The 26,004-nt window shown below is 73.8% G+C and carries 14 protein-coding genes and 1 pseudogene; 5 read left to right on the forward strand and 10 right to left on the reverse strand.

Annotation, left to right across the window (positions count from 1 at the left end; translation table 11 throughout):
- Positions 1-19 precede the first annotated feature (19 nt).
- From IH45_RS0112235 to IH45_RS0112245, 3 genes are read right to left on the reverse strand one after another with little or no spacing between them, the layout of a single operon-like run.
- Positions 20-484 carry a hypothetical protein gene (locus IH45_RS0112235; protein ID WP_030665954.1) on the reverse strand — a complete coding sequence of 155 codons (465 nt, stop codon included), beginning with the start codon at positions 482-484 and terminating at the stop codon, positions 20-22.
- Positions 481-2,916: a CHAT domain-containing protein gene (locus IH45_RS1000000145215; RefSeq protein ID WP_030665957.1), complete on the reverse strand. Its 2,436-nt coding sequence runs from the start codon at positions 2,914-2,916 to the stop codon at positions 481-483. Before IH45_RS1000000145215 ends, IH45_RS0112235 begins: the two co-directional genes overlap by 4 nt.
- Before the next feature lie 21 nt (positions 2,917-2,937).
- Positions 2,938-3,696, reverse strand: coding sequence for a hypothetical protein (locus IH45_RS0112245; protein ID WP_030665960.1), 759 nt, complete (start codon positions 3,694-3,696; stop codon positions 2,938-2,940).
- 196 nt (positions 3,697-3,892) lie between these two features.
- On the opposite strand from IH45_RS0112245, the gene IH45_RS0112250 reads away from it, so the two are divergent.
- From IH45_RS0112250 to IH45_RS01000000143565, 5 genes are all read left to right on the forward strand, one after another.
- Entirely contained in the window at positions 3,893-6,697 is a 2,805-nt protein-coding gene (locus IH45_RS0112250; RefSeq protein ID WP_030665963.1) for an AAA family ATPase, read from the forward strand.
- A gap of 137 nt (positions 6,698-6,834) precedes the next feature.
- Entirely contained in the window at positions 6,835-7,146 is a 312-nt protein-coding gene (locus IH45_RS0112255) for a hypothetical protein (RefSeq protein ID WP_030665965.1), read from the forward strand.
- Positions 7,146-8,102 (forward strand): WXG100 family type VII secretion target, encoded by a 957-nt coding sequence (locus IH45_RS0112260; RefSeq protein ID WP_030665967.1) that lies wholly within the window; start codon positions 7,146-7,148, stop codon positions 8,100-8,102. Before IH45_RS0112255 ends, IH45_RS0112260 begins: the two co-directional genes overlap by 1 nt.
- Positions 8,099-8,773, forward strand: a complete 675-nt coding sequence (locus tag IH45_RS0112265; protein ID WP_030665970.1) for a hypothetical protein — start codon at positions 8,099-8,101, stop codon at positions 8,771-8,773. Before IH45_RS0112260 ends, IH45_RS0112265 begins: the two co-directional genes overlap by 4 nt.
- A gap of 174 nt (positions 8,774-8,947) precedes the next feature.
- The gene (locus tag IH45_RS01000000143565) at positions 8,948-9,862 is read left to right on the forward strand and encodes an ANTAR domain-containing protein (protein ID WP_050514772.1); all 915 of its coding nucleotides are present in this window, start codon (positions 8,948-8,950) and stop codon (positions 9,860-9,862) included.
- Here the strand turns inward: IH45_RS01000000143565 and IH45_RS1000000150795 are convergent.
- From IH45_RS1000000150795 to IH45_RS0112305, 7 genes and pseudogenes are all read right to left on the reverse strand, one after another.
- Positions 9,859-10,080: pseudogene (locus IH45_RS1000000150795) on the reverse strand (IS630 family transposase); the annotation flags it as partial. The gene IH45_RS01000000143565 and the pseudogene IH45_RS1000000150795 overlap by 4 nt on opposite strands.
- Positions 10,081-10,415: 335 nt before the next feature.
- On the reverse strand, positions 10,416-10,748 hold the full coding sequence (locus tag IH45_RS0112280; protein WP_030665975.1) for a hypothetical protein: 333 nt from the start codon (positions 10,746-10,748) through the stop codon (positions 10,416-10,418).
- Positions 10,745-12,067 carry a hypothetical protein gene (locus IH45_RS0112285; protein WP_234440516.1) on the reverse strand — a complete coding sequence of 441 codons (1,323 nt, stop codon included), beginning with the start codon at positions 12,065-12,067 and terminating at the stop codon, positions 10,745-10,747. Before IH45_RS0112285 ends, IH45_RS0112280 begins: the two co-directional genes overlap by 4 nt.
- Before the next feature lie 23 nt (positions 12,068-12,090).
- Positions 12,091-12,432, reverse strand: coding sequence for a hypothetical protein (locus tag IH45_RS0112290; protein WP_030665981.1), 342 nt, complete (start codon positions 12,430-12,432; stop codon positions 12,091-12,093).
- A gap of 477 nt (positions 12,433-12,909) precedes the next feature.
- Positions 12,910-13,908, reverse strand: coding sequence for a 3-oxoacyl-ACP synthase (locus IH45_RS0112295; protein ID WP_030665985.1), 999 nt, complete (start codon positions 13,906-13,908; stop codon positions 12,910-12,912).
- On the reverse strand, positions 13,905-19,628 hold the full coding sequence (locus tag IH45_RS0112300) for a condensation domain-containing protein (RefSeq protein ID WP_050514773.1): 5,724 nt from the start codon (positions 19,626-19,628) through the stop codon (positions 13,905-13,907). The genes IH45_RS0112295 and IH45_RS0112300 overlap by 4 nt, the downstream gene beginning before the upstream one ends.
- A 45-nt stretch (positions 19,629-19,673) precedes the next feature.
- Complete coding sequence (locus tag IH45_RS0112305) at positions 19,674-25,904, reverse strand: non-ribosomal peptide synthetase (RefSeq protein ID WP_078897486.1); 6,231 nt, start codon at positions 25,902-25,904, stop codon at positions 19,674-19,676.
- Positions 25,905-26,004: the final 100 nt, after the last annotated feature.

A 26,004-nucleotide genomic window follows, 5' to 3' on the forward strand; every position in this document is an offset into this window, starting at 1 on the left:
TCGTACGACGGACGGGGGATCATCCGGCGGGTCCGGCGGTCTCGGTGCGTTCCTCGAAGCGGATCCAGGTCTGCCGCTCGTGCTGCCAGGCCCACCGGCCCGGCGCGGTGCCCGGGTCGAGCGCCAGGGCCTGCCGGTAGGCGGCGTCCGGCAGGCCGTGGGTGAAGACGAACTGGGCGCGGGTGCGCACGCATTCGAAGACCACGCCGTCGGGGGCGTCCACGGCGGGCTTGTGGCCGATCAGACGGCGGACGAAGCCGCGCAGCCCGGTGTACGCGTCCTCCCCGACGCGTGCGAACACGGCCCGCAGGAAGGGCTGGAGCGTATGCCCGGCCAGCAGCACCAGCGCATAGGTCTCCGGGCCCCGGCGCATCGGCGCGCGCCGGTAGGTGGCCTGGACGCCGGCCTCGCGCAGCAGGTCGTCGGTGGCGTGCACCGCGTCGAGCGGGTACGCCGCGGGCCAGAAGATCTCGATGTCGGTCATGGTGCCTCTTCGGAGTGGTCCGGCCCGGTGGGGGCGGCGGTGCCCGGGTGGATCCGTACGACGCCGTCGTCGGTCGCGGTGAGCACCGCGCCGTCCCGGCCGGTGCAGGCGACGCCCACCGGGCGACCGTTCAGTTCGGCGCGGTGCTGCGGCGTGCCGTCGTGGTTCCAGCGGACGAGGACGCCGTCGTCGCTCGCCGCGGCGAGCGCGGCGCCGTCCGGCGCGAACGCCAGCTCCCGTACGGCGCCGCCCTGGTGGACGCGGTGCAGCAGCCGCCCGCTCCAGGTCCAGGCGCGGACCCGGCCGTCGGGGCTGCCGGTGGCGAGCCGGTCGGCGCTGACGGCGAGGGCGCAGACCGGCTGCGGGTGGGGCCAGTGCACGGTGGTGCGCCCGTGCACGTCGAGCCGGCGTACCGCGCCGTCGGCGGTGCCGGCCAGCAGGTGCCGGTCACCGGGCGCGAAGGCCAGGCAGGGCGCCAGCGGCGCCGGGGCGGCCGGCAGACTGCGGACGACGCGGCCGTCCGTGTCGTGCACCGCGATGCGGTCGCCGCCCGCCGCGGCGAGCCAGCGGCCGTCGCCGCTGAAGGCCAGTGCGGTGATCTGCCCGGCGCGTCCCGGCAGGGTCCGTACGGGCACCTCCGTCTCCAGGTCCCAGACGACGGTGGTGCCGCTCTCGTGGAGGGTGGCGATGTTGCGTGGCCACGGGCTCCAGGCCAGGAGCAGGACCGGGCCGTGCTGCCGGACGGCGCACTCCGCGAGCAGTTCCGGCGGGTCCAGCCGGAAGACCCGCAGCGAGCCGTCCAGGCAGGCGGCGGCGAGCAGGTCGCGCGGGCCGAGGGCGACCTGGGAGCACGGGCCGAGGCCGGGAAGCAGGCCGGGCGTACGGGGGCGGTCGGCGGAGCGCGACGTGAACACCGGTGGTGTGTACGGGGGAGGCGCGGCGGGGGTGGCGGACGAGGCTGCGGTTGCGGGTGATGTGGTGGGCTGCGGCGGAACGCTGCGGGCGTCCTGGGCGGCGGACGCGCCTGGTGCGGGGCCGGGCTGCGGGGTGGCCGGCCGGGTGCGGATGTAGCGTGCGAACTTCTCCCGTACACCGGCCGTCCAGGGCTGTTCAGGGGCCTGCTGGGGCTGGTGCGGCGGGTACGCGGGCGGGGGCTGCGCGGCCGGTCCGGGCGGAGCGCCGCCGGGCCCGGGGGCCCGTTGGGGTACGGTCCGTTCGGACGCGAGGCTCCCCACGTCGTCGCCGGTTGCGGCGGGCGGCGGTACGGCCTGCTCCCCCGCGCCGGGCGGCGGCCCGGCCGTCCCCCGGCCCGGCTGCTCCGGCTGCTCCGGCTGCTCCGGCACGACGAACAGCTGTGTCTCGTCCGACCGCAGGAACAGCACCGGCGTCGCCCACTCCAGGCTGCCGGGCAGCGTCATCTTCACGCTCTCGCGCGCCAGCGTCATCGCCCGGTCGACCGGCAGCCCGCGGGCCATGCCGGTGTAGAAGGACGACGCGAAGGCGAGCGCGGCCGGGTCGGTGATCTCGTACTGCATCGCGACCACCGCCGGCACCCCCTCCCGCATGATCTTCGCGGCGGTGCTGCTGAAGACGCCCTCGGCGCCGCTGGTCGCCGACTCGCAGGCGTTCAGCACGACCAGCCGCAGTTGCGGGCTGTCGTGCATCAGGCGGCCCAGGTCCGTGCCGGAGACGTGCATCGCGGTGCCGTCCTCGGCGGACAGTTCCAGGTAGCCGGACTCGGTCTCGGTGTCGAAGCCGCCGTGGCCGACGAAGTGCAGCACGTGCGGGGCGCGGGAGCGAACCGCCTCGGCCAGTTCCCGCCAGCTGTCGCCGTGCAGCCAGTCCACGGCCACATCGGTGCTCAGCCGCTGGAGCGCCTGGGTGATCTCGTCGCGTTCGCGCTCGCTCTGGAGCGCGGGCAGGTCGGTGGGCCGGGAGATCACGCCGAGGACGCGCAGCGGCGGCGTCACGCACACCGGCGCGGGGGCGCCCATCAGCTGCGGGGAGCGGACGACCGGCACCCGCAGACCGAGGTAGCTGTCGCGCGCGTACGGGTCGATCGCGAACTCCCAGGGGATGCCGGAGACCTGCGGGCCGTCCAGGCCCAGCACGACGCGCAGCGGCTCGTCCTGCCGTCTGGCGTGTTCCCGGCAGCGGTCGAAGAGCAGCCGGATGTCACCGGTCAGCACGGTGTCGGAGAGCCGTTCGCCGAAGTCCCGGACGCTCTTCTCGACCAGGGAGGCGCGGCGGGTGATGACCGGGCTGGCGGACCGGATCAGGGCCATCCGTACCTCGGAGAGCATCAGCCGCAGCTCGTCGGGCCCGTACGGCGGGCGCACCTTGGCGCTGGCCCGGCCGAGCGGCGACGTGCACATGATCACCCACTCGTCCCGGACCTCGAAGACGTCCAGGCGGAACGGCAGTCCCCCCATACCGCTACCTCCCACGTGCGGTCACACGTCTCTCGTCAGCGCCTCCAGGACGCGCCGGGTCTTGGTCTGCTGGGCGAGGTCCGGTTGCAGGTCCAGGTGGCGCAGCAAGGCGAGCAGCGATGCCCGGACCACCTCCGAGCCCTCCGGCTCCACCCGCTCGGATACCTCCAGCCAGTCGAGCGGCGGTCCGGTGCGCGGCGACAACGACCAGCGCTCCACGGTCAGTTCGTGGTGCCGGTGGCGGACGCCGCGCCAGCGTTCGGCGCGCACCGGCCCGTACACGGTCAGCTCCCGGAAGTCGACGGGCAGGTCCGCGCAGTCCGCCAGGAAGCGTTCCTGGGCGCGGGAGAAGGCGGTGTGCAGCGGCCGGTGCCCGTCGGTGACCGCGTCGATGTCGTGGCGGTCGCGGGTGCGGGTCAGCGAGGCCGAGAGCACCTGCCGCTCGCCCGACCAGTCGCTCTCCAGGCGGAGTTCGTCGTCGCCGTCCTGGTGGAAGTCCAGCCAGTGGCGGGGCACCCGGGCCCGGCGGCAGGGCCGGAGCTTGACCGTGGAGTCGCCCTCCTTGCCCTGGCGCGCCCGCAGGCGCAGGATCAACCCGGCCTCCAGCAGCGGGAGTTCGTCCGGCCGGCGGCGGGGGCCTTCGCAGAAGAAGACCTGGCACCAGACGCCCCCGTCGTCCGGTGCCAGAGCCTTGGCGGCCACCTCCGCCCGCGCGTCGGAGAACGTGACCTTGATCTCGACCGAATCCAGTCGGTGACCGGGTTCTGCGGAGCCTGTCATGACGTGCCCCCCGAGTTCGCCGTCCGCGCTCTCCGTCCGCGCGTGCTGCCACTCAACCCCCTCCGCCGGGCCCGCGCTTCGGGGACCTCCCCACATGTGCGAGAGCCCTTCAGGGGTACTGCCCGCGGGAGCATGATGGTCCCGGCGCCCGAGTACGCGGGCCGCACACGGCACCCGCCGGCGCCCGGGGGGCGACATGGACGGCAGGCAACGGACGACTTCCGGCTGGTCCCGGCCCGCCCGCCCGGCGGGGCCGGGCCTCGTGGGCCGCGGGCGCGAGCGCCGTCTGATCGACGATCTGCTGGCGGCGGGGGCGGACGGGGGCGCGGCGCTGCTGCTGTGGGGTGAACCCGGGGTGGGCAAGACCGCGCTGCTGGAGTACGCGGCCGAGCAGGCCGGGGACGCCGCGCTGTGGGCACGCGGCATCGAGTCGGAGACGGTTCTGCCGTTCGCGGCCCTCGCCGACCTGTTGCTCCCGTTTGGTACGGAATTCAGGGAACTCCCCGGGGTGCAGCGCGCGGCGCTGGAGTCGTGCCTGGCCCTGTCGGGCGAGCCGCTGGCCAATCCGTACGCGGCCTGCATGGGCGCGCTGAACGTGCTGGCCGCGCTCGGCGAGAAGCGGCCGGTGGCGGTGCTCGTCGACGATCTCCAGTGGGTGGATCCGTCCTCGCAGCGGGTGCTGCTGTTCATCGCGCGGCGGGTGGCGGGCGAGCGGGTCGCCCTCGCGTTCACCTCGCGTGAGGACCACGGCGAGCCGGGCGTGCCGCACAGCCTGCCGTCCGTCGAGGTCACCGGGCTGTCGCGGAGCGAGTGCGGGCAACTGCTGCGGCAGCACGGCATCGAGGCCGCGCCGGCGGTGGAGACGGACCTGGTGAAGATCAGCGGCGGCAACCCCCTCGCCCTCCTGGAGGCCGCCCACTCCCTGACCCCCGAACAGCGGCGCGGCGAGCAGCCGATGCACAACCCGCCGTCGCTCGGCCGGCACCTGGAGCGGGCCTGGTCGGCCCGCATCCGCGCGCTGCCGGAGGCCACCCGGCAGGCGCTGACCGTGCTCGCCGCGCACCGGTCGACGGAGCTGACCGGGCTGTGCGAGGCCCTGGCGGTGCTCGGCCTGTCGCTGGAGGCGCTGTGCGCGGCCGAGGAGGACGGGCTCGTGACGGCGACCGGTGACGGGCTCGGGCTGGACTTCCGTCACCCCGTACTGCGTCCGCTGGTCCTCGGGCGGGCGCCGCTGGCGCACCGGCTCGCCGCGTTCGGCGCCCTCGCGGAGGTCACCAGCGGCCCGCTGCACGCCTGGTACCGGGCCTCCGCCGCCACCGGCCCGGACGAGCGGGCCGCCGCCGCCCTGAGCGAGGCGGCGGAGGAGGCCCGCCGACGCAGCGCGTTCGAGGAGTCCGCGCTCGCCTGGCGGCGCGCCGCGGAACTCACCGGGGACCGGGCGGCCCGTGCGGACCTGCTGCACCGGGCCGCGTCCGACGCCTTCCTCGGCGGTTCGGCGTCCAGCTCGCAGTGGTGCGAGGAAGCCCTGCGCACGACCGCGGAGCCCGCCGTGCGCGCCGACATCGAACTGCTGCTGGGCCGTATCCACACCTGGAACGGCGAGCCGGCCCGCGCCTACGAACTCCTCGTCGAGGCCGCGCGGAACATCCGCCGCACCGATCCCGTACGGGCGTGTGTGCTGCTCGCCGAGGCGGTGGTGCCCGCCAGCATGGACGGCCGGGTGGCCTCGGCGGTGCGTACGGCCGAGGACTCGTTCCGGCTGGCCTCGGAGTCGGGCCCGGACCGCTGGCTGAGCATGGCCCTGCTCGGGTCGGCGCTGACGCTCGCCGGGGAGACCGACCGGGGCAGGGAGATGCTGGGCGCTGCCGACGGCCACTGCACGGGTGATCCGGTACGCAACCAGCAGTTGTACGCGCTGGCCGGGCAGGCGTGGAACTGGGTCGAGGAGCGGGACCGCAGCCGTCGGCTGTTCAACGCTGCCGTGGAATCGGCCCGCCGGCACAGCGCGCCCGGCGTGCTGCCGTTCACCCTGGCCGTACGCAGCGAGCTGGAGGCCCGCGTCGGCCACTGGACCGCCGGGTACGGCGACGCCACCGAGGCGCTGCGCTGGGCGGAGGAGCTGGGCCAGAACTCCTGCGTCGGCTACAGCCTGGCCTGCCTCGCGCGGCTGGACGCGCTGCGCGGCGACCGGGTGCGGTGCGAGGAGCAGGTGAGCCGCGCGCGGCGGGAGATCGGCGGGTACGGCATCGGCTGCCTGGAGGCGCACCTGACCGCCGCGGTGGGCCTGGCGGCGCTCGCGCACGGCGACCACTGCGCCGCGGCCGACCAGCTGGAGCAGAGCTTCGCGCTGGTCACCGCGCAGGGGGTGGGCAATCCGCTGGTGGTGCCGTGCGCTGCCGATCTCGCGGAGGCGCAGTTACGGGCGGGCAACGCCGCGCGCGCCGCGGAGGTCACGGACTGGCTGGAGGAGCGCGCGCGGGCCACCGGGCTGGCCGCTCCGGAGGCGGCCGCGGCGCGCTGCCGGGGCCTGCTGGCCGAGTCGTACGAGGCGGCGCGGGCCGCGTTCGCCGCCGCGCTCACGGCGCACCAGCGCGTCCGGGACCCGTTCGAGCAGGCCCGTACGCTGCTGTGCGAAGCGGAACTGCTGCGCCGCTACCGCCACCCCGCCGCCGCCCGCGCTCCGCTCACTTCGGCGCTGGCGCGCTTCGAGAGCCTGGGCGCCGTACCGTGGGCGCGCCGGACCGCCGGCGAACTGGCCGCCACGGGTGCTCCGTTGGCGGCTCCGGCCACGCGCGACGGCGTCCTGCGCCAGCTGACGCCGCAGGAGTTCCAGGTGGCGCGCGCGGTGGCGCGCGGCTTGAACAACACCGAGGCGGCCGTCTCCCTGTTCGTCTCCCGCAAGACGGTCGAGGCCCACCTCACCCGCGTCTACCGCAAGCTGGGCGTCCGCTCGCGGACCGAGCTGGCGCGGCTGATGGCGTCGGCGGAGCCGGCCGACTGACGCCGGCAGGGAGCACCGGCGGCCACTCCCACATCCCCCGAAAAGGGGGTCAACACCCCCGCTGACCAGGGTCCGGATTGACGTACGCCCGCGGCTCGTGTGTCATGCGTTGGCAAAGAAATGGCAACGGGGGTCTCATGAGTCAGGGCACCAACGTCGAGAGCGACGCGCTGCGCGCCTACGCGCGCGCCGCCGAGAGCGCGGCCGACCGGATCGCGAAGATCCGCAGCCGTACGGCCGCGCTCGATCTGTCGGACGGCACCTTCGGGCAGCTGCCGGAGGCCAACAGCCTGCGCGCCGACTACATCGAGCAGAAGGACCAGTCGGGTACGGATCTGGAGGACAGCGCGGAGATGCTGCGCTCCATCGCCGAGGCGGTGCGCGGGTCCGCGGACAGCTATGACGCCAACGAGGACGAGACGGCGCGCGGCTTCGGGGGCGGCGCCTGATGGGCGTCGGGCAGGCGGCGGGCAGCGCGCTCGACCGCGTCAACTACGTGCTGGACTGGAGCAACCCCCTCGCCGCCACCCTGGACGAGGTCATCAAGGGCATCCTCAAGCAGTGCGGTGCCGACGACTGGTTCGACTGGGTCACCGGCGACAGCGAGCTGCTGGAGAAGACCGCCCAGGAGTGGCGGGATTCGGCCCGTGACCTGCGGGACGTCGTGGCGGACCTGGTCGCCGAGCGCAAGTCGGTCGAGCGGGTGTGGGAGAGCGAGGCCGCCCGGGGCTTCAGCACGACCATGACCGACTTCGAGCAGGCGCTGCTCGGCGAGGCCGACGACATGGACACCGTCGCCGAGCTGCTGGAGATGGCGGCGGCGGCCTGCATCATCGCCGAGCAGGCGATGACCGACCTGCTGGTGGAGATCGTCGAGGCGCTGATGGTCACCGCCGCGACCACGGCGATCCTGTCCGTGCTCACGGCGGGAGCCGCGGCGGCGATCGGCCCGCTGGCGGGTGCGGCGAACGTGGCGTACCGGGCGGCCAAGGCGACCCGCATCGCGGCGAAACTGGCCGACAAGCTCGCCGACATCGCCCGGCAGACCCGGGCCCTGGCCAAACTCTCCCGGCTGCGCCGCTACCTGCGCGGACTGGACCGGGCGAAGATCAAGGAGTGGAAGGGCGCGCGGAAGCGGATCGCCGGAAATCTCCTGCGCGGCGAGCGGCCCGAGATGTCCGACCTGGCCCAGTACGTGGCGTGGAAGCAGGGCAAGAAGGTGGCCAAGGGCGTGCTCGGCGTCGACATCGGCGGCGCCGTGACGGGCTCCGTCACGGAGAACGGGCCCGGGCTCGCGGAAGAGGCGTACGAGTACGGCAGGCGCCCGCCGTCGCAGAGCTTCGACGAGCGCCTGGAGCACAGTCCCGACCAGGCGAAGAAGTCCGTCCGGGAGGCGTTCGGATGAGGATCGGCGAGGCGCTCTGGTCCGGGCTCAAGGCGTGGGTGACGCCGCCCGACCGGCATGCGCTGCTGCGCGAGGCCAAGGCGCGGGCGGCGGCGCTGCTGCCGCCCGGCGAGAGCGTGGTGGACGGGCACGGCGTCGAGCCGGGCGAGCGGGTGCCGCAGCCGCCGAAGCCGTACCGGGTGGACGCCTTCGGCAAACGGCCGGCGACCCGTGACCGGCTGTTGAACGGCGCGGAGCGCGTCGAGCTGACGCTGGACCGGCTCAATCCCTTCAACGCGGCCATGGACGCCTGGGACCGGCGGGGCGAGGACCGCAGCGCGCAGTGGTGCGGCGGCTGGGAGAGCGCCGCCGGGCGGCTGGCGGCGGCGCTGCGCCCGCGTACGGAGGAGAAGTACCTGTCGGTGCTGCTGCTCACCGGGGGCGCCCTGTATGTGATGCGCGTACAGCTCGCTTCGGACGGCAAGAAGGTGGCGGGCTCCGCCGAGCCCGCGTACGCCGTCGCCCGCCAGGACATCACCTGGCTGCGGGACCGCAAGGACGTCCGGCACGGCACGCACGAGATCGGCTTCGCCGACGGTTCGTGGGTGACGGTGGTCTTCCCCCTCGGCGGCTGGGGCACCCTCGTGGAGGCGTTCCCGCACCGGCTGTGCCACACCGACCCGCGCCCCTGAGACGCGGGCGCGTGTCCCGTATCACAACGTCCCGGGAGCCCCCCTCTGATGGGGGAGGTCACCGGCGTATGGGTTAGGTTCGCAAGTCGAGGCGCCATCCGGGTCACCGGTGGCCGTTCGCCACTGCCTGCTCCCGGCGCCCCGGTAACGGTCCTCTACCCGGGAGATGAAGCCATGCAACAACCGGAGGACTCGCCGTCGGCAGACCAGGTGCCGGACGTGGCGGGCGTACCGCCGGGTGCGGACGGCGCCCGGGACGACGGCCCGCAGGACGACCGGCAGGCGGAGCTGGACCGGCTCCGCCGCGAGGTACGCGACCTGCGGGGCAAGCTGGTCGCGCATCCGCTGGTCTCCCAGGCGCAGGGCATGCTCCAGGAGCGCTACCGGCTGCCGGACGCGCAGAGCGCGTTCGACCTGCTGAAGCACTGTTCACAACAGCACAACATGAAGCTGCGCTCGCTGGCGTCCGCCGTGGTGTCCGTGCCCCGGCCCGACGACGAGCGGGGCCTGTGGTTCCCCCGCCGCTCCGGCCGGACCCCGCCGGCGCTGCGGTTCCTGCCCGGCCACCGGCCGGACAAGGTCAACCGCAGCACGGTCCTGAAGCAGGTGCTGCACCAGGCGCTGACCATCACCGACGCGTCGATGGGCGACCTGCAGACGATGGAGCCCGCGGTCGGACTGCGCATGGAGCAGCATCACGGGCTCACCGAGGAGTTCCTGAACTTCTTCGCCCTGGTCGAGGAGGGCACGTCCTGTTTCCTCGCCGCCCGGCGCCAGGTCCGCGTCGCCTCCGACGTCGCCACCGACCCGGAAGTCAGCGAACCGGCCCGCGAGATGATCCTGTCGATAGGCAGCCGCACCGCCCACAGCATGCCCATGCTCTCCGCCGCGGGCCGCACCGTCGGCGTGTACTCCCTCCACCTCCCCCGGGCGAAGCAGGAACTCACCCGGGCCCAGGCCACCGCCGTGGACGGAATGGCCGTACAGGCCGGCCGCTGGCTCGACTGGCACCAGCGCACGATCCTGCTGAACGCCCTGGAGGACCTGCACCGGCAGGGCACGAGACTGCGGGCGCGTCCGGCGGACTAAGCGGCTTTCCGGAAGTTCTGTCGGTGACCGGCCGGGAACCCGGGACTGGTCCAGGGGCCGCGGTGGTCAGGAGCCGGCCCGGTGCGCGAGTGCGGAAGAAGGTGTGGACCTGTCGTCGGCGGCCCGGCCAGGAGACCACTGTGTCGGCGAGGCAGGCCTTGAGCGCGGCCAGATCCGCTCGGCGGGTTGTCGTGCGGGCTGTAGCGGGCGCCGTGGCACGGGTGCAGGCCGGGACCGATACAGCGTGCGACGGCTCAGGCGCGGTCGTCCAGGTACCGGTGCAGCCGCGGCACCGTCCACGGTCCGGACCGCATCAGCAGCGCGGTGATGCGCACCGTGGCCGGGGCGCACTCCACCAGCGCGGCGACCTGCGAGGGCGACAGGCCCTGCAGCGACAGGGAGCATCATCATCGCTCGCACCGCCGATCGCCATCGTCCCCGCAGCAGGCCGCGTAACCGTTCGCACCCGGTGACGGACGCATCGGCGAACACCGTGGGCGGGCACACTGACCACAACCCCGCCGGGCGGGCGGTAGGCCGAACCTATCCGTGGTCACCCGGTGTAGGGCGGGAAGAAGTGAAGCCGCACGGCCAGCGCCAGGAGCATGACCAGAGGCGGTACGTACCACCAAGGTCGCAGCCTCCGCAGTTTTACGAAAGGGAGGGTGAGGGCCAGGCAGACGACGGCCCAGCCGATCCCGAGGTTGCTGATGAACGCGAATTTCGAAGCCGCGTCGAATTCGACGGCGTCGTCACCGCGGGGCATGAGCTGGACCAGAGTGACGAAGGCCAGCGGAACCTCGGTCACAACGAGCAGGCATGCTCCCAACCACGTGCCGGCGCGCGGCGCGCCGTGGGCGCTTCCGGGGCGGGTGGGTGTCGTCACTGGCCGAGCGCTTCCTTTGCTTGGTCGACATGTTCGTTGAACTGGCTGCCGTACCGCTGCGCCCCTTCACTCCGATAGTAGGGGCCACCGTTATAGCGGGCAGCGAGCTCCCGCATCTGCTCACGGGTCATCTTCTCGGGCGGGACATCGGCGAAATCGCTCTCTGCCTTGAGCTGTGCCAAGTACTCCGCGGCGATGTAGGCGTTCTGGGCCGGGTTCTTGAGTGCACCCGTCACCTCTTCACGCTGTTGGTCACTGAGATTCTGCGGGTCGTACCCGAGAACCTCTGCCGCGCGGCGGACCTGGATGGACATGGGGCCCATGGACGTCAGGTCCGGGTCCTCGGTGAAGGGAAGGTTGCTGCGTCCCCAGGTGGCCGCGTCGTCCACCCAACTGGGATCGCCTTCGACCTCCTTCCAGGCGATACCGGCGACCATTTCCGGCGGCAATCCCGCGTCGCGGGCCGCGTTGCGCAGGAGATGCTTGTTGTTGGAGATGTACTTCCGGCGTTCTTCGTCGGAGTCGCTGGGCAGCCAGTGGTAGTTTCCGTCCGCTTCGAGCCCCGCGGTCTTGAGTTTGATGCGCATGAGGGCAGGTGAGACTGCCACATCCGGGCCGACCTTGGGGATGGCATCCGTCTTGGCGCCCGTGCCGAACAGCTGCGCCAGCGGATCGTCGGCTGCGTCCTTCGTCTCACGACGCAAAGCCTCGACGCCCCCTTGGAGTTGCATGGCGTCGACGAAGTCGCCGCCACGGAAGTCCGGCAGGGACTGGAAGGCGGCACGGATCTCGGCCACACAGTCCGTACGCGCCTCTTTCTCGACACGCAGGGCGTCGGCGTAGCTGTCGCCGGTGGCGTTGTAGTAGCGGTCTGCTTCCTCACGGATCTCGTCCGGGTCGGCGAAGAGCTCCGCGACCCAGTCCAGGAATCCCGTGGTGCCCCGCAAATCCTCCCACTGCCGCATGGGCTCGGCCGCCCGTGCGGTGGGAGTGATCGGCGTACCTTCACGTGAGACGACCTCGGCCAGACGCGACTCGGTCGACCGGCCGTTTTCGTAGTAGCGCTTGGCGCCGGCCACGGCTTTCGCGTAAGCGTAGAGAGCCTTGCTGACTCGCCGGAAAGCGTCCGAGAGATGCTCACCCAGGGCCGCGGCTTCCTTGAGGCGAGTGGTGTACTGCTCGCGTCCCTGACCCTGCCAGTCGATACGGCCGGCCTTACGGAAATCGTCCTCGCACGACGCGAGCAGGGTGTGCAGCCTTCGGTACTCGTCACCTGCCTGCTCGATGAGCGGAGGGTTGCACAGTTCCAGGAAGTGCACGTCGGATCGGTAGGTCACCGCATTCACCGGTCCTCAGGAGCCACGTAGCGCCCCTTGGTGAGAATCTCGTCCATGCCACGCTGAGCGTTGGCGTCAGCGTGTACGAGGGCGTTACCCGTAGCGTGCAACTTGGTCGACAGCGCGGACAAGAGAGTGACCATGTCCGCGTACTGATCCTGCGCGTAGCGCGCGAATCCCTCGACAGCTTTCGCCACATCCGGGTGCGCGCGAGGGACGCGGCATTGGGTCGCGTTCTCCCCGTCCATGCGACCCGCGTTCAGCAGCCCGGCCAGCTCGTTGAGCAGGTTGGAGCTGCCATCGATGGAGGCGGCATCCGCAGAGAAGCCGCCCGACGTTCCATTCATAGATCCCCCATGCGTCGGCAGATCATCTCACAGCCGCATCGACGCTCCATCTGGCAGCAGTCGGCTGGGCAGCAGCTCGCTGGGCGGCAACCGTCTGGGCAACAGTCGGCTAAGCGCGTATGCAGACGTTCTGCGCGCTATCGGAGCCGGGCCGGGTGAAGGCAGGGGTGTTGGCATGGCCCTCGCCGGGCGTTCGATCGAGGTGTCAGCGTCGTCCGCCCGCCCGGCGAGGTTGTGGTCAGTGTGCGCCCGCCCACGGTGTTCGCCGATGCGTCCGTTCACCGGGTGCGAACGGTTACGCGGCCTGCTGCGGGGACGATGGCGATCGGCGGTGCGAGCGATGATGGTGCCGCTGTCGCTGCCGGGCCTGTCACCCTCGCGCACCCGGCCGACTCCTGACCACCGCGGCCTCCTGGACCAGTCCCGGGTTCCCGGCCGGTCACCGACAGAACTTCCGGAAAGCCGCTTAGCCACCGTTCAGAGGCAGACCGCCGCCCCCTCCCCCGCGCCGTGCTCGACGAGCATCGCGCTCCACGCCGCCGCCGGACTCATGTTGAGGACGACGGCCAGCCCTCCTTCGGGCAGCTCCCCGCGGTCCACTGCGGTGGACAGGTTGAACAGGGCGTCGTTGGGGCCGAGGTGGCCGTTGTCCCGCAGGTTGTCGGCGCACGCGCCGGAGAGTTCGGCGTCCAGTGACTCGGCGACGATCCGGTGTGCGGCGGTGGACAGGTTCTGCCCGATGTAGCAGGAGACCGCGTCCCGGTCCAGGCCGTTGCGCTCCAGCAGCCGGCCGGTCAGCGCCGCGATCCGCTTCCTGGACTCCACCGCGAGCCGGAAGGCGTAGGTGGGGACGTCGGTGCACTCCTCGCGCCACTGGTCCGGTGCCCGGCCCCGGTAGTCGACGTGGAACAGGTCCCAGTACGTGCCGCTGGTCTCCAGCAGGATGTCGCGGACGCGCAGCGGCCCGTCCCGGGAGACCAGGAGGGCCTGACCGCTGTCGCCGTTGACGGTCACCGGGTGCCGGTAGCGGCGCGCGGTGACCGGTTTGCTGCCGTGGACGACCAGGAGGTGCGCCGCGGACGGATCGGTGGCGAGCCGTCCGGCCGCGGCGAGCAGGGCAGGCACCACCGAGGCGCAGCCCAGGCCGCCGACCGAGAACGCCCACGCCCGGTCGGCACCGAGCAGCCTCTGCAGCCGGGTCGCCTCGGAGGTGGAGAACGCCTCCGGGGCCCGGGACTCGATCAGGATCAGGCCGTCCAGCCGGTCCGGGTCCAGGCCCGCCGTGGCGAGCGCCTGCCGCCCGGCGCGGGCCGCCAGGTCCGCCGCGGACAGGTCCGGGCCGACGGCCACCCGGTCGATGCCGAGGGCCAGGCAGGCCGCCCGTTCCGCGGCGTCCAGTTCGGCCAGCTCCGGCAGACCCGCCACGGCGGTCCGGCCCGGCAGGTGGGTGGCCGTGGTGCGCAGCGCGACGCTCATTCCCCGGTCCCCGCTTCCCGTCCCCCGATTCCCGCTTCCAGCTGCTCGATCTGCCGCTGGCTCAGCGCGACGAGCGGGAAGTCGGACGGTACGTGCCCGCCCGCGCCGGGCCGGTCCGCGTACGCCGCCAGCCCGGTCAGCAGCGCCGCCCAGGCTTCGCACAGTTCGCGGGCCGCGCTCTCGCCGATGAGGTTGCGCGAGCACCACAGGGAGAGGTGCAGCTCGGGCCCGTCCGGTCCGTGGACGACGGTGCCGCCCGCTTCCAGGGCGTGGCCGAGGACGGTGTGCTCCGCGACCTCGCCGCCCAGTCCGAGCAGCCGCCAGGCGCCGGTTTCACCGGTTTCACCGGTTCCATCGGTTCCGCCGGTTTCACCGGTTCCGCCGCCGAGGAGCCCGCCCAGGTAGTTGAAGCCGATCGACGCGCCGGACAGCCCGGCCAGTGCGCGCCCGGCCCCGGCGTCGAGGTGGCGCAGGGCTCCGTACCCCAGGCCGTTGCCGGGCACCACGCCGAGTTGTTCCTTGATCACTTTGACCAGCTGTCCCGCGGCGGACCCACCGGCCCGTACCTCGGCCGGATCGACCGCGCCGGGGTCCAGCCGTACGGGGTACGCGCAGGTGAACCAGCCGACCGTACGCGTCAGGTCCATGTCGTCGGTGAGCGGTTCCCGCCCGTGGCCCTCCACGTCGACCAGCACCGGCCCGGTGCCGCCCCCGCGCGCCGCGCGCCATTCGGCCACCGCGGCGGCCAGCGTGGCGAGCAGCAGGTCACCGGTCCCGGAGTAGAACGCCGCCGGGACGGTCGTCAGCAGCCCGGCGGTCACCGGGGCCGGCAGGGGTACGGAGACGTGTCCCGCGTGCGCCGGGGTATCGCGGCCGGGGTCGAGGGGCCGCCCGCCGAGCAGCGGCTCGCCGGGGGCCAACGTGCGCTCCCACACGGGCAGTTCGGCCTGCCACTGCGCGCTTCCCGCCAGCGACGCCAGGGTCCGCGCCCACTGCCCGAAGGATGTCGGTACGGGCAGGAGGGTTACGGGTTCACCGGCGGCCAGCGCTTCGTACGCCGCCTCCAGGTCGTACAGCACAGCCTTCCAGGACAGCACGTCGACCACGAGGTGGTGGACGGCGAGCAGCAGACGGCCTTCCTCTGCCGTACCCCGGTCCAGCAGGACGAGCTGCGCCGTGACGCCGGCGCGGGGGTCGAGCCGCCCGGCCGCGGCCCGGCCCTCCCGTTCCAGGAGACCGGACAGCTCCTGCGGGCCGAGCCCCGCCGCGTCCACCCGGCGTACCCGGACATCCGTACCAGCCGCGCCGTCCGCGCCGTCCGCTGTGGCCCCCGGCACCGCCAGTGTCCACGTGGCCGGGTCCGTGCCCTCCTCCCCCACCAGCCGGGCCCGGAGCATCGCGTGATGGTCCCGCACCGCGCGGAATGCGGCGGCCAGTACGGCGGGGTCCGTTCCGGCGGGAACGGCCACGGTCACGGTCTGCGCGAACAGCCCCGGCATCCCGGCCCGTTCGGCGAATTCCCGCATCACCGGCGTGAGCGGGATGCGCTGGTCCGCCCGTTCGTCCGCCTCGGCCTGCCGGGGCGCGGCCCCGTCCGCGGCGACCGCCGCCATCGCCGCGGCCGTACGGTGTTCGAAGACATCGCGCTGCGAGATCAGCACTCCGGCGCGGCGGGCGCGGGCCACGAGCTGGATGGACATGACCGAGTCACCGCCGATGACGAAGAAGTCGTCGTCGGGCCGGACCGTGGCCACCCCCACCAGGTCGCCGAACAGCTTCCGCAGGACCGACTCGGCGTCGCCCGGCGGCTCGGCGGCGCGGGACGGCTCCGGGACGGAGGGCCGTACGGGGGCGGACGACGGTACGGGAGCGGGCTCGCGCTCCGGCGCCGGGCGCACCACGCGCGCCTCCGCCCGCAGCTCCCCCAACTCCCCCAGCGCCCTCCCCGGCTCCGCCACCGCCGCCGCGACCAGCCCGGGGAACCACCGCACGAGGCGGTCCGCGGTGGCCCGGTCGAACAGGGCCGTCGCGTAGTTGAGTTCGCCGGTCATCGGCCCCGCCCCGGCGTCCACGATGCCGAAGGACAGGTCGAACTTCGCGGTGCCCGGCACCACACCGCCGACGTCGGTGTCCGCGTACCGGGTGATCTCCACGCCGGCCAGGCCGCCTTCGTACTGCGGCACGTTCTGGTAGGTGTACGTCACGTCGTACAGCGGGTGCCGGGCGAGGTCGCGCCGGGCGCCGCCCGCCGAGACGATCCGGCTGACCGGGATCTCCTCGTGGTCCAGGACGCCCGCGACGGTGCCCGCGCACCGCCGGACCAGCTCGTCGAAGGTCAGGTCGGCGGTGGTGTCGGTGCGGAACGGCGGGAGGTTGTTGAAGTAGCCGAGGACGTCCTGGACATCGGGGTGGACGCGCCCGGAGGTGGCGACGCCGATGATGATGTCGCGGTGGCCGGACCACAGGTGCACCAGCGCGTCGAGCACGGCGAGCATGGTGACGAAGGTGGTGACACCGTGCCGGCGGCTGTAGTCCCGTACCCGCTCGGCGCTTTCGGCGTCGATGAGGAAGGGGAGCACTTCGCCGTCGTACGACTGGATGTCCGGGCGCGGGCGGTCCAGCGGCAGTTCGGGGCGGTCGAGACCGGCGAGCTGCGCGCGCCAGAAGTCCAGGCTGCGCCGCCAGCGCGGTCCGTCCGGCAGGGAGCGCTGCCAGGCGGCGTAGTCCTGGTACTGGACGGGCAGTCCGGGCAGCCTGGCCGGGGTTCCGGTGCTGCGGGCCCGGTAGAACTCGGCGAGGTCGCGGGTGAACAGCGCGGTGGAGCCGCCGTCGAAGACGGTGTGGTGGAAGGTCAGGACGAGGACGTGGTCCTCCGCGGCCCGCTTGATCAGCAGCACCCGCAGCAGGGTGTCACGGGTGAGGTCGAAGGGCTGCGCGACCGCGTCCCGGATGAGGGCGCGGACCCGTGGGCCGCGCCGCTCCTCGGGCATCCGGCTCACGTCCAGGACGGCCAGTAGCGGTTCGGGCGCGGTGAACGCCACGTACGGCGCGCTGTCGTCGTCGGTCAGGAAGGCGCTGCGCAGCACCTCGTGCCGGGCGGCCATGTCGGCCAGCGCGTCCTGGAGGGCGGCCGTGTCCAGCGGTCCCGTCAGGTGCAGGGGCGCGGGGACGTTGTAGAGCGGGCTGCCCGGGTTGACCTGGTCGAGGTACCACAGGGGTTCCTGGCCGAAGGACAGCGGCAGCGGGCCGTCGCGTCCGATCCGGGGGATCGGCCGGTCGTCCGGCACGGCGGCGGGCTCCCCGGCCCGGTGCGCCTCGGTGGTGAGTTGGTGCAGCCGCCCGGCGAGGGCGCGGACCGTGGGGTGGGCGTACAGGTCGGCGAAGGTCACCGGTACGCCGAAGTCCTGCTGGAGGCGGCGCAGCAGTCCGACGCCGACGAGGGAGGTGCCGCCGAGCATGAAGTAGTCCGAGTCGGGCCCGGCGTCGGGCCGGTCGAGCAGGTCCGCCCACACCGCGGCGACGCGCCGTTCGGTCTCCGCGGAGCCGGGCGGCGCCGCGGGGGCGGTTCCGGCGGGGCGGGAGGCGGCGGGCGGCTCGGTGCGGGGGCGGCCGAACGGGCAGCGGGTCGGTTCGAAGGGGTACGTCGGTGCCTCGATGCGCCGGATGCCGGTGTCGCGGTAGTGGCGCTCCCAGTCGACGGCGGCGCCGAGGGTGTAGAGGCAGCCGAGGCGGGCCAGTACCCCGGCGCGGGACCCGTCCCCGGCGAGGTCCACGACGGACAGGTCCGGGGCGAGGGCACCGGTCTCGCGGACGAGGGCGCCCCCGCCGGCGAGCGCCACGAGCAGGGCTCCGTCGCGGGCCAGCCCCGCCGCCACCGGCTCCAGCCGCGCCCGGTCGGGTGCCGGGTCCGGCCGCTGCCCGGCGGCCTCGGCGACCGCTTCGGCGAGCGTGAGCTTGCCCCGTACGGCGCGGACGGCCAGGTTGCCCGTTCCGGAACCGATCAACCCGATGCCGGTGAGTCCCAGCGACTCGGCCACGCGGTAGAGGGCGTACTGCCGGACGACGGTGCGGCCCGCCGGGTCGGGGGTCGCGGCGTCGAGTTCCGCGCAGCTGACGGGTACGGGGAAGTCCGCGCACAGCCGCGCCCAGGCCGCGTCGTCCAGGAGGGCGTCCCCGGAGAACAGCAGGACCGGCCGCGGGGCGTCGGGCGCGGGCGTCTCGGGGACGGTGGCCGCGCGCAGCCGTACGGCCAGTTCGCCGGTGGTCGCAGCGGTCACCGCCAGCCGGTACGGGTGGTCGTCCCGGCCCCGGTTCAGCGCGTGCGCGACGGCGCGCAGGGGCTGGTCGGTGCGCTCGGCGAAGGTGGCCAGGCGGGTGCGGTAGCGGTCCAGGGCGGTGGCCGAGCGGGCCGAGACCGTGACCAGTTCGGCGTCCGGCGGGGCCGCCGGGCCGGAGTCGGCGGCGGGTGCCTGTTCCAGTACGGCGTGCACGTTGGTGCCGGTCATGCCCCAGCTGCTCAGCCCGGCGCGGCGTACGGACGGCGCGTCCGGCCAGGCGCGGACCGCGTCGTTCACGTACACCGGGCCGGTGAAGTCGATCAGCGGGTTGGGCGCGGTGAAGTTGACGGCCGGGTAGTGGATGCCGTGCCGCAGCGCCGCGATGACCTTGAACAGTCCGGCGATGCCCGCCACGTTGCCGAGGTGCCCGATGTTGGCCTTGACCGAGCCGATCGCGCACTGCCGGGCGGTCACGCCCGCGGCGGTGAACGCCCGGCGCAGCGCGTCCACCTCGACCACGTCGCCGAGCGGGGTGCCCGAGCCGTGGCATTCGACGTAGCCGATGGTCTCCGCCCCGACGTCCCCGTCCCGCCACGCCTCGGTCAGCACGGCGGCCTGGGCCGCCTGGCTCGGCGCGGCCATGGTGGCTGCGCGGTAGCCGTTGTGGTTGACGGCGACGCCCTTGAGGACGGCCAGCACGTTGTCGCCGTCGGCGAGCGCCTGGGACAGCAGCTTCAGTACGACGATGCCGCCGCCCTCCCCCGCGGTCATGCCGTTGGCGTCGGCGTCGAACGGACGGCATCGCTCGTCGCTCGACTCCAGGCCCGGCAGCGGCGTCCAGTCGGCCTTCCGGACCGGCGGGGGCAGCAGGTTGATGCCACCGACGATCGCCAACGGCGCTTCCCCGTTGCGCAGTTGCCGGACCGCGAGGTGCACCGCGGTCAGCCCGCTGCTGCACGCGGTGTCCACCACCAGGGCGGGCCCCTGGAGGTCGAAGAGGTAGCTGAGGCGGGCGGCGAGGGCGGCCGTGGACGTGCCGAGCAGCTGGACCACGTCCCGGTCGGCCTCCGCCACCCGGCCGGGGCCGGTTTCCACGGCGGCGAGGAGCACCGAGGCGGCGGAGCCGCGCAGCGCGGACGGGGCGTACCCGGCGGATTCGATGGCCTGGTGGGTGAGCTGGAGCAGGAGCCGCTGGTGCGGGTCCATCAGCTCGGCCTCGCGCCGCGGGATGCCGAACAGCTCGTGGTCGAACAGGTCGATGCGGTCCAGGTATCCCATGGCGAGGTAGCGTTCGCCGGGGTCGTCGCCGGTGTGCAGCCGGGCGTGTCCCGGCCCGCCGACGCTGTCGCGGCCCGCGCGCAGGTTGTCGTGGAAGGTCTCCAGGTCCGCCGCGTCGGGAAAGATCCCGGCAGCCCCGATGATCGCGACGTCGCCCGTCCTCATGTGTGTCCTCCGATTGCCGGTGCGGTGGGGGGCGGCCGGTCCGGGCTACAGCTCGTGCGTGTGGTCGTCGTCGACCGGGACCAGCCTGCGGCGGTCGACGGTCTCGGCCATCGCCTCGATGGTCGAGTGCTCGAAGAACAGCGCGACCGGCAGGTCCTGGCCGCTGAACCGGGCGAGTTCGCTGCGTACGGCCATCAGCTTCAGCGAGGTGCCGCCCGCGTCGAAGAACTTCTCCCGCATGCCGAACTCCAGGCGGCCCAGCACCTGGCACCAGATGCGGTGGACAGCGTGTTCGGTGGCGGTGCGGGGGCCGCGGTCGGCCTGCGGGCGGACGCGGTCCGGGGCGGGCAGCGCCGCCCGGTCGGCCTTGCCGTTCGGAGTCAGCGGGAGTGCTTCGAGGGGCACGATCGCCGCCGGGACGAGGTGTCCGGGCAGGAACCGGGCCACGTGGTCGCGCAGCAGCTGCGGGTCAGCGTCCGGCGACGGCCCGCCGTCGGCGCGGTCCTCGGGGACGATGTAGCCGATCAGCTGCCGGTCGCCGGTGCGGTCCGGGCGGGTGGTCACCACGGCCTGGGCGACCGCCGGGTGCGCGGTGAGCACCGCCTCGATCTCCCCCGGCTCGACCCGGAATCCGCGGATCTTGACCTGGTCGTCGGTCCGGCCCAGGAACTCCAGCCCGCCGCCGGCGCCCCACCGCACCAGGTCGCCGGTGCGGTACATGCGGCCGCCGTACGGGCAGGCCACGAAGCGTTCCGCGGTCGCGGCGGGCCGGTTGACGTAACCCCGCGCCAGGCCGGGCCCGGTGGTGTACAGCTCGCCGGTCACCCCGGCGGGGACCGGGCGCAGGGCGCCGTCGAGCACGTACGCGCGGACGTTGTCGACCGGGCGGCCGATCGGCGGCGGCCGGTCCCGGGGACCGGTGTCCGGGACCACCCGGGTGGCGGTGCTGATCACGGTGGCCTCGGTGGGGCCGTAGGTGTTCCACACCCGAGTACGCCCCGCCCACCGGCTCGCCAGGTCCGCGGTCAGCCGCTCGGCGCCCACGACCAGGTCCCGTATCCCGGGCAGGGCCGCCGGGTCGAGCATCCCGAGCAGGGACGGCACCATGCAGGCCGTGCTGACGCCGTACGAGCCGACCAGGCGGGCCAGCGCCTCGGGGTCGGCGCGCTCCGGACCGGTGGCGATCACCAGGGTGCCGCCGGCGGCCAGCGTGACCGCCACGTCCATCACCGCCGCGTCGAAACCGAACGACGCGAACTGCAGCCCCACCACGCCCTCGCCCGCGCCCAGCACCGGCCGCAGCGCCATCGCGAGGTTGACCACACCGCGGTGCGGGACGGCCACGCCTTTGGGGCGTCCCGTGGAGCCGGACGTGTAGATCACGTACGCCAACTGGTCTGCATGCGCGGGCAGTTGCAGTGGTCCAGCGGACTCCCCGTCGATGACCTCCGCCGTCGCGTCCAGCTCCACCACCGCCGGTCCGGGTGGCACACCGGCCGACGTGCCGGCCGTGCTCAGGACGAGGGCCGCGCCGCTGTCGGCCACCATGTACGCGAGCCGGGCCGCCGGATACTCCGGGTCCAGCGGCACGTACGCGCCGCCCGCCTTCCACACGGCCAGCACCGCCGCGATCATGTCCACCCCGCGCGGCAGGCACAGCCCGACCCGTGTCTCGGGGCCGACTCCCTTCCCGGCCAGGTACCGCGCCAACCGGTCGGTCCGCGCGCCCAGTTCGGCGTACGAGACGGCATCGGAGCCGCAGCGCAGCGCCACCGCGTCCGGGGTGCGGGCCGCCTGCGCCCGGAAGAGGTCCACGATGGTGCCGTCGGGCAGCGGGCGCCCGGTGTCGTTCCAGCCCGCCACCAGCTGATGGCGTTCGGCCTCGTCCAGTACGTCGAGATCGCCGATCCGTCCGTACGGGTCGTCCGCGGCCTGCCCCAGCAGGCGGACCAGGCGTTCCGCCATCGTCCGTACGGTGTCCTCGTCGAACAGGTCCGTGGCGTACTCCAGGTGGCAGACCAGGCCCGCCGGAGCGCCGTCCGCGTCGTGCTGTTCGCGCAGCAGGAGCGAGAGGTCGAACCGGGTCGAGGAGGTCGCGCACGGCTCGGGCGCCGCGGTCAGTCCGGCGAAGGAGAGCGGGGCGTCCGGGGTGTTCTGGAAGGCGAAGCCGAGCTGGAACAGCGACTGCCGGGACAGCGACCGGTCGGGGTTCAGCACCTCCACCAGGCGGTCGAACGGCAGGTCCTGGTGGCTGTAGGCGGCCAGATCGGCCTCGCGGACCCGGCCGGTCAGTTCGGCGAACGTGGGGTTGCCGCGTACGTCCGTGCGCAGCACCAGCGTGTTCAGGAAGCAGCCCACCAGGTCGTCCAGGGCCTCGTCGACCCGGCCCGCGACCGGCGCGCCGAACGGGATGTCCTCGCCCGCGCCCAGCCGGGAGAAGAGCACCGCCGACGCGGCCTGCGTCACCATCGACAGGGTGGCGCCGCACTCCCGCGCGACCTCCAGCAGGCGCCGGTGGGTGCGGGCCGGTGTGCGGACGGCCAGGGTCCGGCCGCGGTGGCTCGCGGTGGCCGGGCGCGGCCGGTCGGCGGGCAGGTCCAGCTCGTGCGGCAGGTCCGCGAGGGCCCCGGTCCAGTACGCGAGCTGGCTGCCGAACAGGCTCGCCGGGTCCTCCTCGTCCGCCAGCAGCGCGCGCTGCCACAGCGTGAAGTCCGCGTACTGCACGGGCAGCGGCGGCCGGTCCGGCGCGTGGCCTTCGACGCGCGCCGTGTACGCGGCCGACAGGTCCCGGGCGAGGATGCCGAGCGACCAGCCGTCGGCGCAGATGTGGTGCAGTACGACGAGCAGCACGTGTTCGGCGGGCCCGGTCGCGAACAGGGTGACGTGCCACGGCGGGGCGGCCGTCAGGTCGAAGCCTTCGCCCGCTGCGGCGGTGAGTGCGTCCTGCAGCCGCTCCTCGGACACGTCCACAGTCGGTATCAGCACGGCCGTCTCCGCCAGGACCTCCTGGTACGGGACGCCGTCCGCCTCCCCGTAGACCGTGCGCAGCGCCTCGTGCCGTACGGCCGTGTCCCGCCAGGCGGACTCCAGCGCCGCCCGGTCCAGTGCGCCGCGCAGCCGCAGGCACAGCGTGATGTTGTTGACGCTGTCCGGTCCCTCCAGCCGGTCCAGGAACCACATCCGCTGCTGCGCGGAGGACATGGGCAGCGGCGTGGGCCGCGCGGCGCGGACCACCGCCGGACGCGCGGCGCCGAGCCGGTCCAGGCGCCGGGCGAGCCGGGCCGGCGTCGGGTGCTCGAACAGCATGCGGTTGGAGACTTCGACGCCCAGGACGGTACGGATGCGGCTCGCGAGCCGGGTGGCCAGCAGGGAGTCGCCGCCGAGCCGGACGAAGCTGTCGTCCGGGCGGACCCGGGGCGCCTTCAGCACCTGGGCGAACAGGGAGCACAAAATGTCCTCCCGCGGCGTGCCCGCCCGGACGTCACCGGCGGGCGCGGGGGCCGGGTCCGGTGCGGGCAGGGCGGCCCGGTCGACCTTGCCGTTCGGGGTCAGCGGGAGCCGTTCCAGGACGACGGTCGCGGCGGGCCGCAGGTACTCCGGCAGGTGTGCGGCCGCGAACCGCCGGACGGCGTCGGCGACCGGGGTGCCGGGGCGCGCGGGTACGACGTACGCGACCAGCCGCTTGTGCCCGGGGGTGTCCTCCCGTACGGCGACCGCCGCCTGGGCGGCCTCCGGGCAGCGCGCCAGGACGGCGGCCGTCTCCTCCGGCTCGACGCGGTAGCCGCGGATCTTGACCTGGTCGTCGGTGCGGCCGAGGAATTCCAGGTGCCCGTCGGCGTTCCAGCGCACGAGGTCGCCGGTACGGTACATGCGCCCGCCGTAGGGGCAGGCGACGAACCGTTCGGCGGTGAGCGCGGGCCGGTGCAGATAGCCGCGCCCGACACCGGTCCCGGCGGTGTACAGCTCGCCCGGGACACCGGCCGGTGCGGGCCGCAGCCCGCCGTCCAGGACGTACAGGCGGACGCCGGAGCGCGGGCCGCCCAGCGGCAGGGGGTCCGGCACGGGGGCGCCCGGCCGGAGCCGGTGGACGGTCGCGCACAGGGTGGTCTCGGTGGGCCCGTACAGGTGGCGGATCTCCAGGTCCGGGCAGGTGCGGGCGACTTGGGCCACGGCGTCGGCGGGCACCACGTCGCCGCCGGTCAGGACGTGCCGCAGCCCGGCCAGGCACTCCGGGGTCTCCTGGGCCAGCACCCGGAACAGACCGGCCGTCAGGTGGACGGTTGTCAGGCCCGCGTCGGCGACCAGGCCCGTCAGCAGGTCGGAGTCGGCGACCCCGGCGGGGGCCACGACGACGCAGCCGCCGTTCAGCAGCGGCACCCAGAGCTCCAGGAGGGAGGCGTCGAAGGTGTGCGGGGCGTGGAAGAGCATGCGGCCGGTGGCGCAGTCGCCCCAGCAGGGGTCCGCCGCCAGCGCCGCGACGCCGCCGTGCGTCAGCGTCACGCCCTTCGGCTCGCCGGTGGACCCGGAGGTGTGGAGCACGGAGAACGCCGAGTCCGCCGTCACCCGTACCGGTACGGAACCCGCACCGCCCGTACCCGCGAGGACGTCTGCCATGACGGCCTCGCTCACCTCGAAGGCCGCCGCCGCATTGCCGGTCATCAGGCCGTTCCGCCCCGCCGGGCCGCCCGGGTCGACCGGAACGTACGCCGCACCGGCCTTGACGATGCCGAGCAGCACCGCCACCAGATCCGGGGACCGGGGCAGCTGCACCGTCACCCGGTCCCCCTCCCCCACCCCGCGGGCGCGCAGGAACCGGGCGACGGCATCCGCCCGCCGGTCCAGCTCCCCGTACGTCACCCGCACGCCCCCACCGACGACGGCCGCCCGGCCCCGGCACCGCTCCACCACTCGCGCGAAGGCACCGGTCACCGTCTCCCCCGCCACACCGGGCGGACCCACGTTCACGCCTGTCGTCAGCCGCTCGCGCTCGCCGTCCAGCAGGGCGTCGATCTGCGCGGGCCGCGCCGAGGGGTCGCCCGCGACCTGTTCCAGCACCCGCACCAGGCGGGCCGCCACCGCCTCGGCCGCGTCCCGGCCGAAGAGGTCCGGCCGGTAGGTGAGCCGGAAGTCGCCGGGCAGCGCGTTCAGGACGAGGGGGTAGTGGGCCGCGGACCGTCCGGTGACCCCGTCGAGCCGGACCCCGTGAGCGAGGTCACCGGACGGCAGCTCCTGCGGGAGGTTCTGGTAGACCACCAGCGTGTCGAACAGTTCCCGGGCGCCGGTGAGGTGGTGCAGCTCCCACAGGCCGACGTGCTCGTGCGGCAGCAGCGCGGCCTGCTCGGCGGCGAGCCGGCGCAGGAAGTCCGCCAGCGGTTCACCGTCGTCCCAACGCGCCCGCACCGGCAGCGTGTTGATGAACATCCCGACCATGCTCTCGATGCCCGGCACCTCCGGCGGCCGGCCGGCGGTGGTCGTGCCGAACACCACGTCGTCGCGGCCGGTCAGCCTGCCGAGCAGGATGCCCCACGCGCCGCGGACCAGGGTGCTCGCCGTGACACCGAGGCGGCGCGCCCGCCGTTCCAGCCGGTCGGCCAGCGGCGCGGTGAGACCGACCGGGACCTCGGCCGGGTCCGTCGGCGCGCGGGTTCCCTTGCCCGCCGCGACCAGGGTGGGCCCAGCGCCCGCGAGCGCCTGCCGCCAGGCCGCGAGGGCGGCGTCCCGGTCCCGGGCGCCCAGCCAGGTCATGTACGTGGCGTAGGGCGTCACCGGCGGCAGGCAGGCGTCGCCCGCGTGCGCGTACAGCGTCATCCATTCGTCGAGGAGAATCGCGAGGGACCAGCCGTCGCAGAGAATGTGATGCAGAGCCAGCAGAACGCGGTGGCGGTCGCCGGCGAGCCGTATCACCGTGACCCGTATCAGCGGGGATTCGGAAAGGTCGAACCGGCGCTGCCATTCCCGCTCCGTCACCTGCCGCAGTACGGATTCGTCCGCCGCGCTCAGGTCGATTTCCGCCCAGGGAACCTCGGCCTCGCGCAGCACGAACTGTACGGTTTCCCCGGAATCCAGCGCACGGAATCCCGCACGCAAGGGCGCGTGCCGACGCATCAACCGCTGTAATGCGGAACGCAGGAGCCCCAGGTCGAGCGGGCCCTGGAAATCCAGGGCCGTCTGGCTGCGATAGATGTCGGTGGCCCGCGGATCGTAGCCGGCGTGGAAGAACATGCCCGCCTGCATGGCTGTCAGCGGCCAGATGTCAGCTAATTCGGGCTTTCCCATGTGCGCGGCCCCCGCTCCGCTCAGCACAACATCCCGGTCATGCTATCCAGCCGGCTGCCGCGAAAGGGGACGTCCAACTGGGCAGTTCCGCCGGCTTTAT

Source organism: Streptomyces rimosus subsp. rimosus (genome assembly GCF_000720725.1).
Taxonomy (GTDB): Bacteria; Actinomycetota; Actinomycetes; order Streptomycetales; family Streptomycetaceae; genus Streptomyces; species Streptomyces rimosus_A.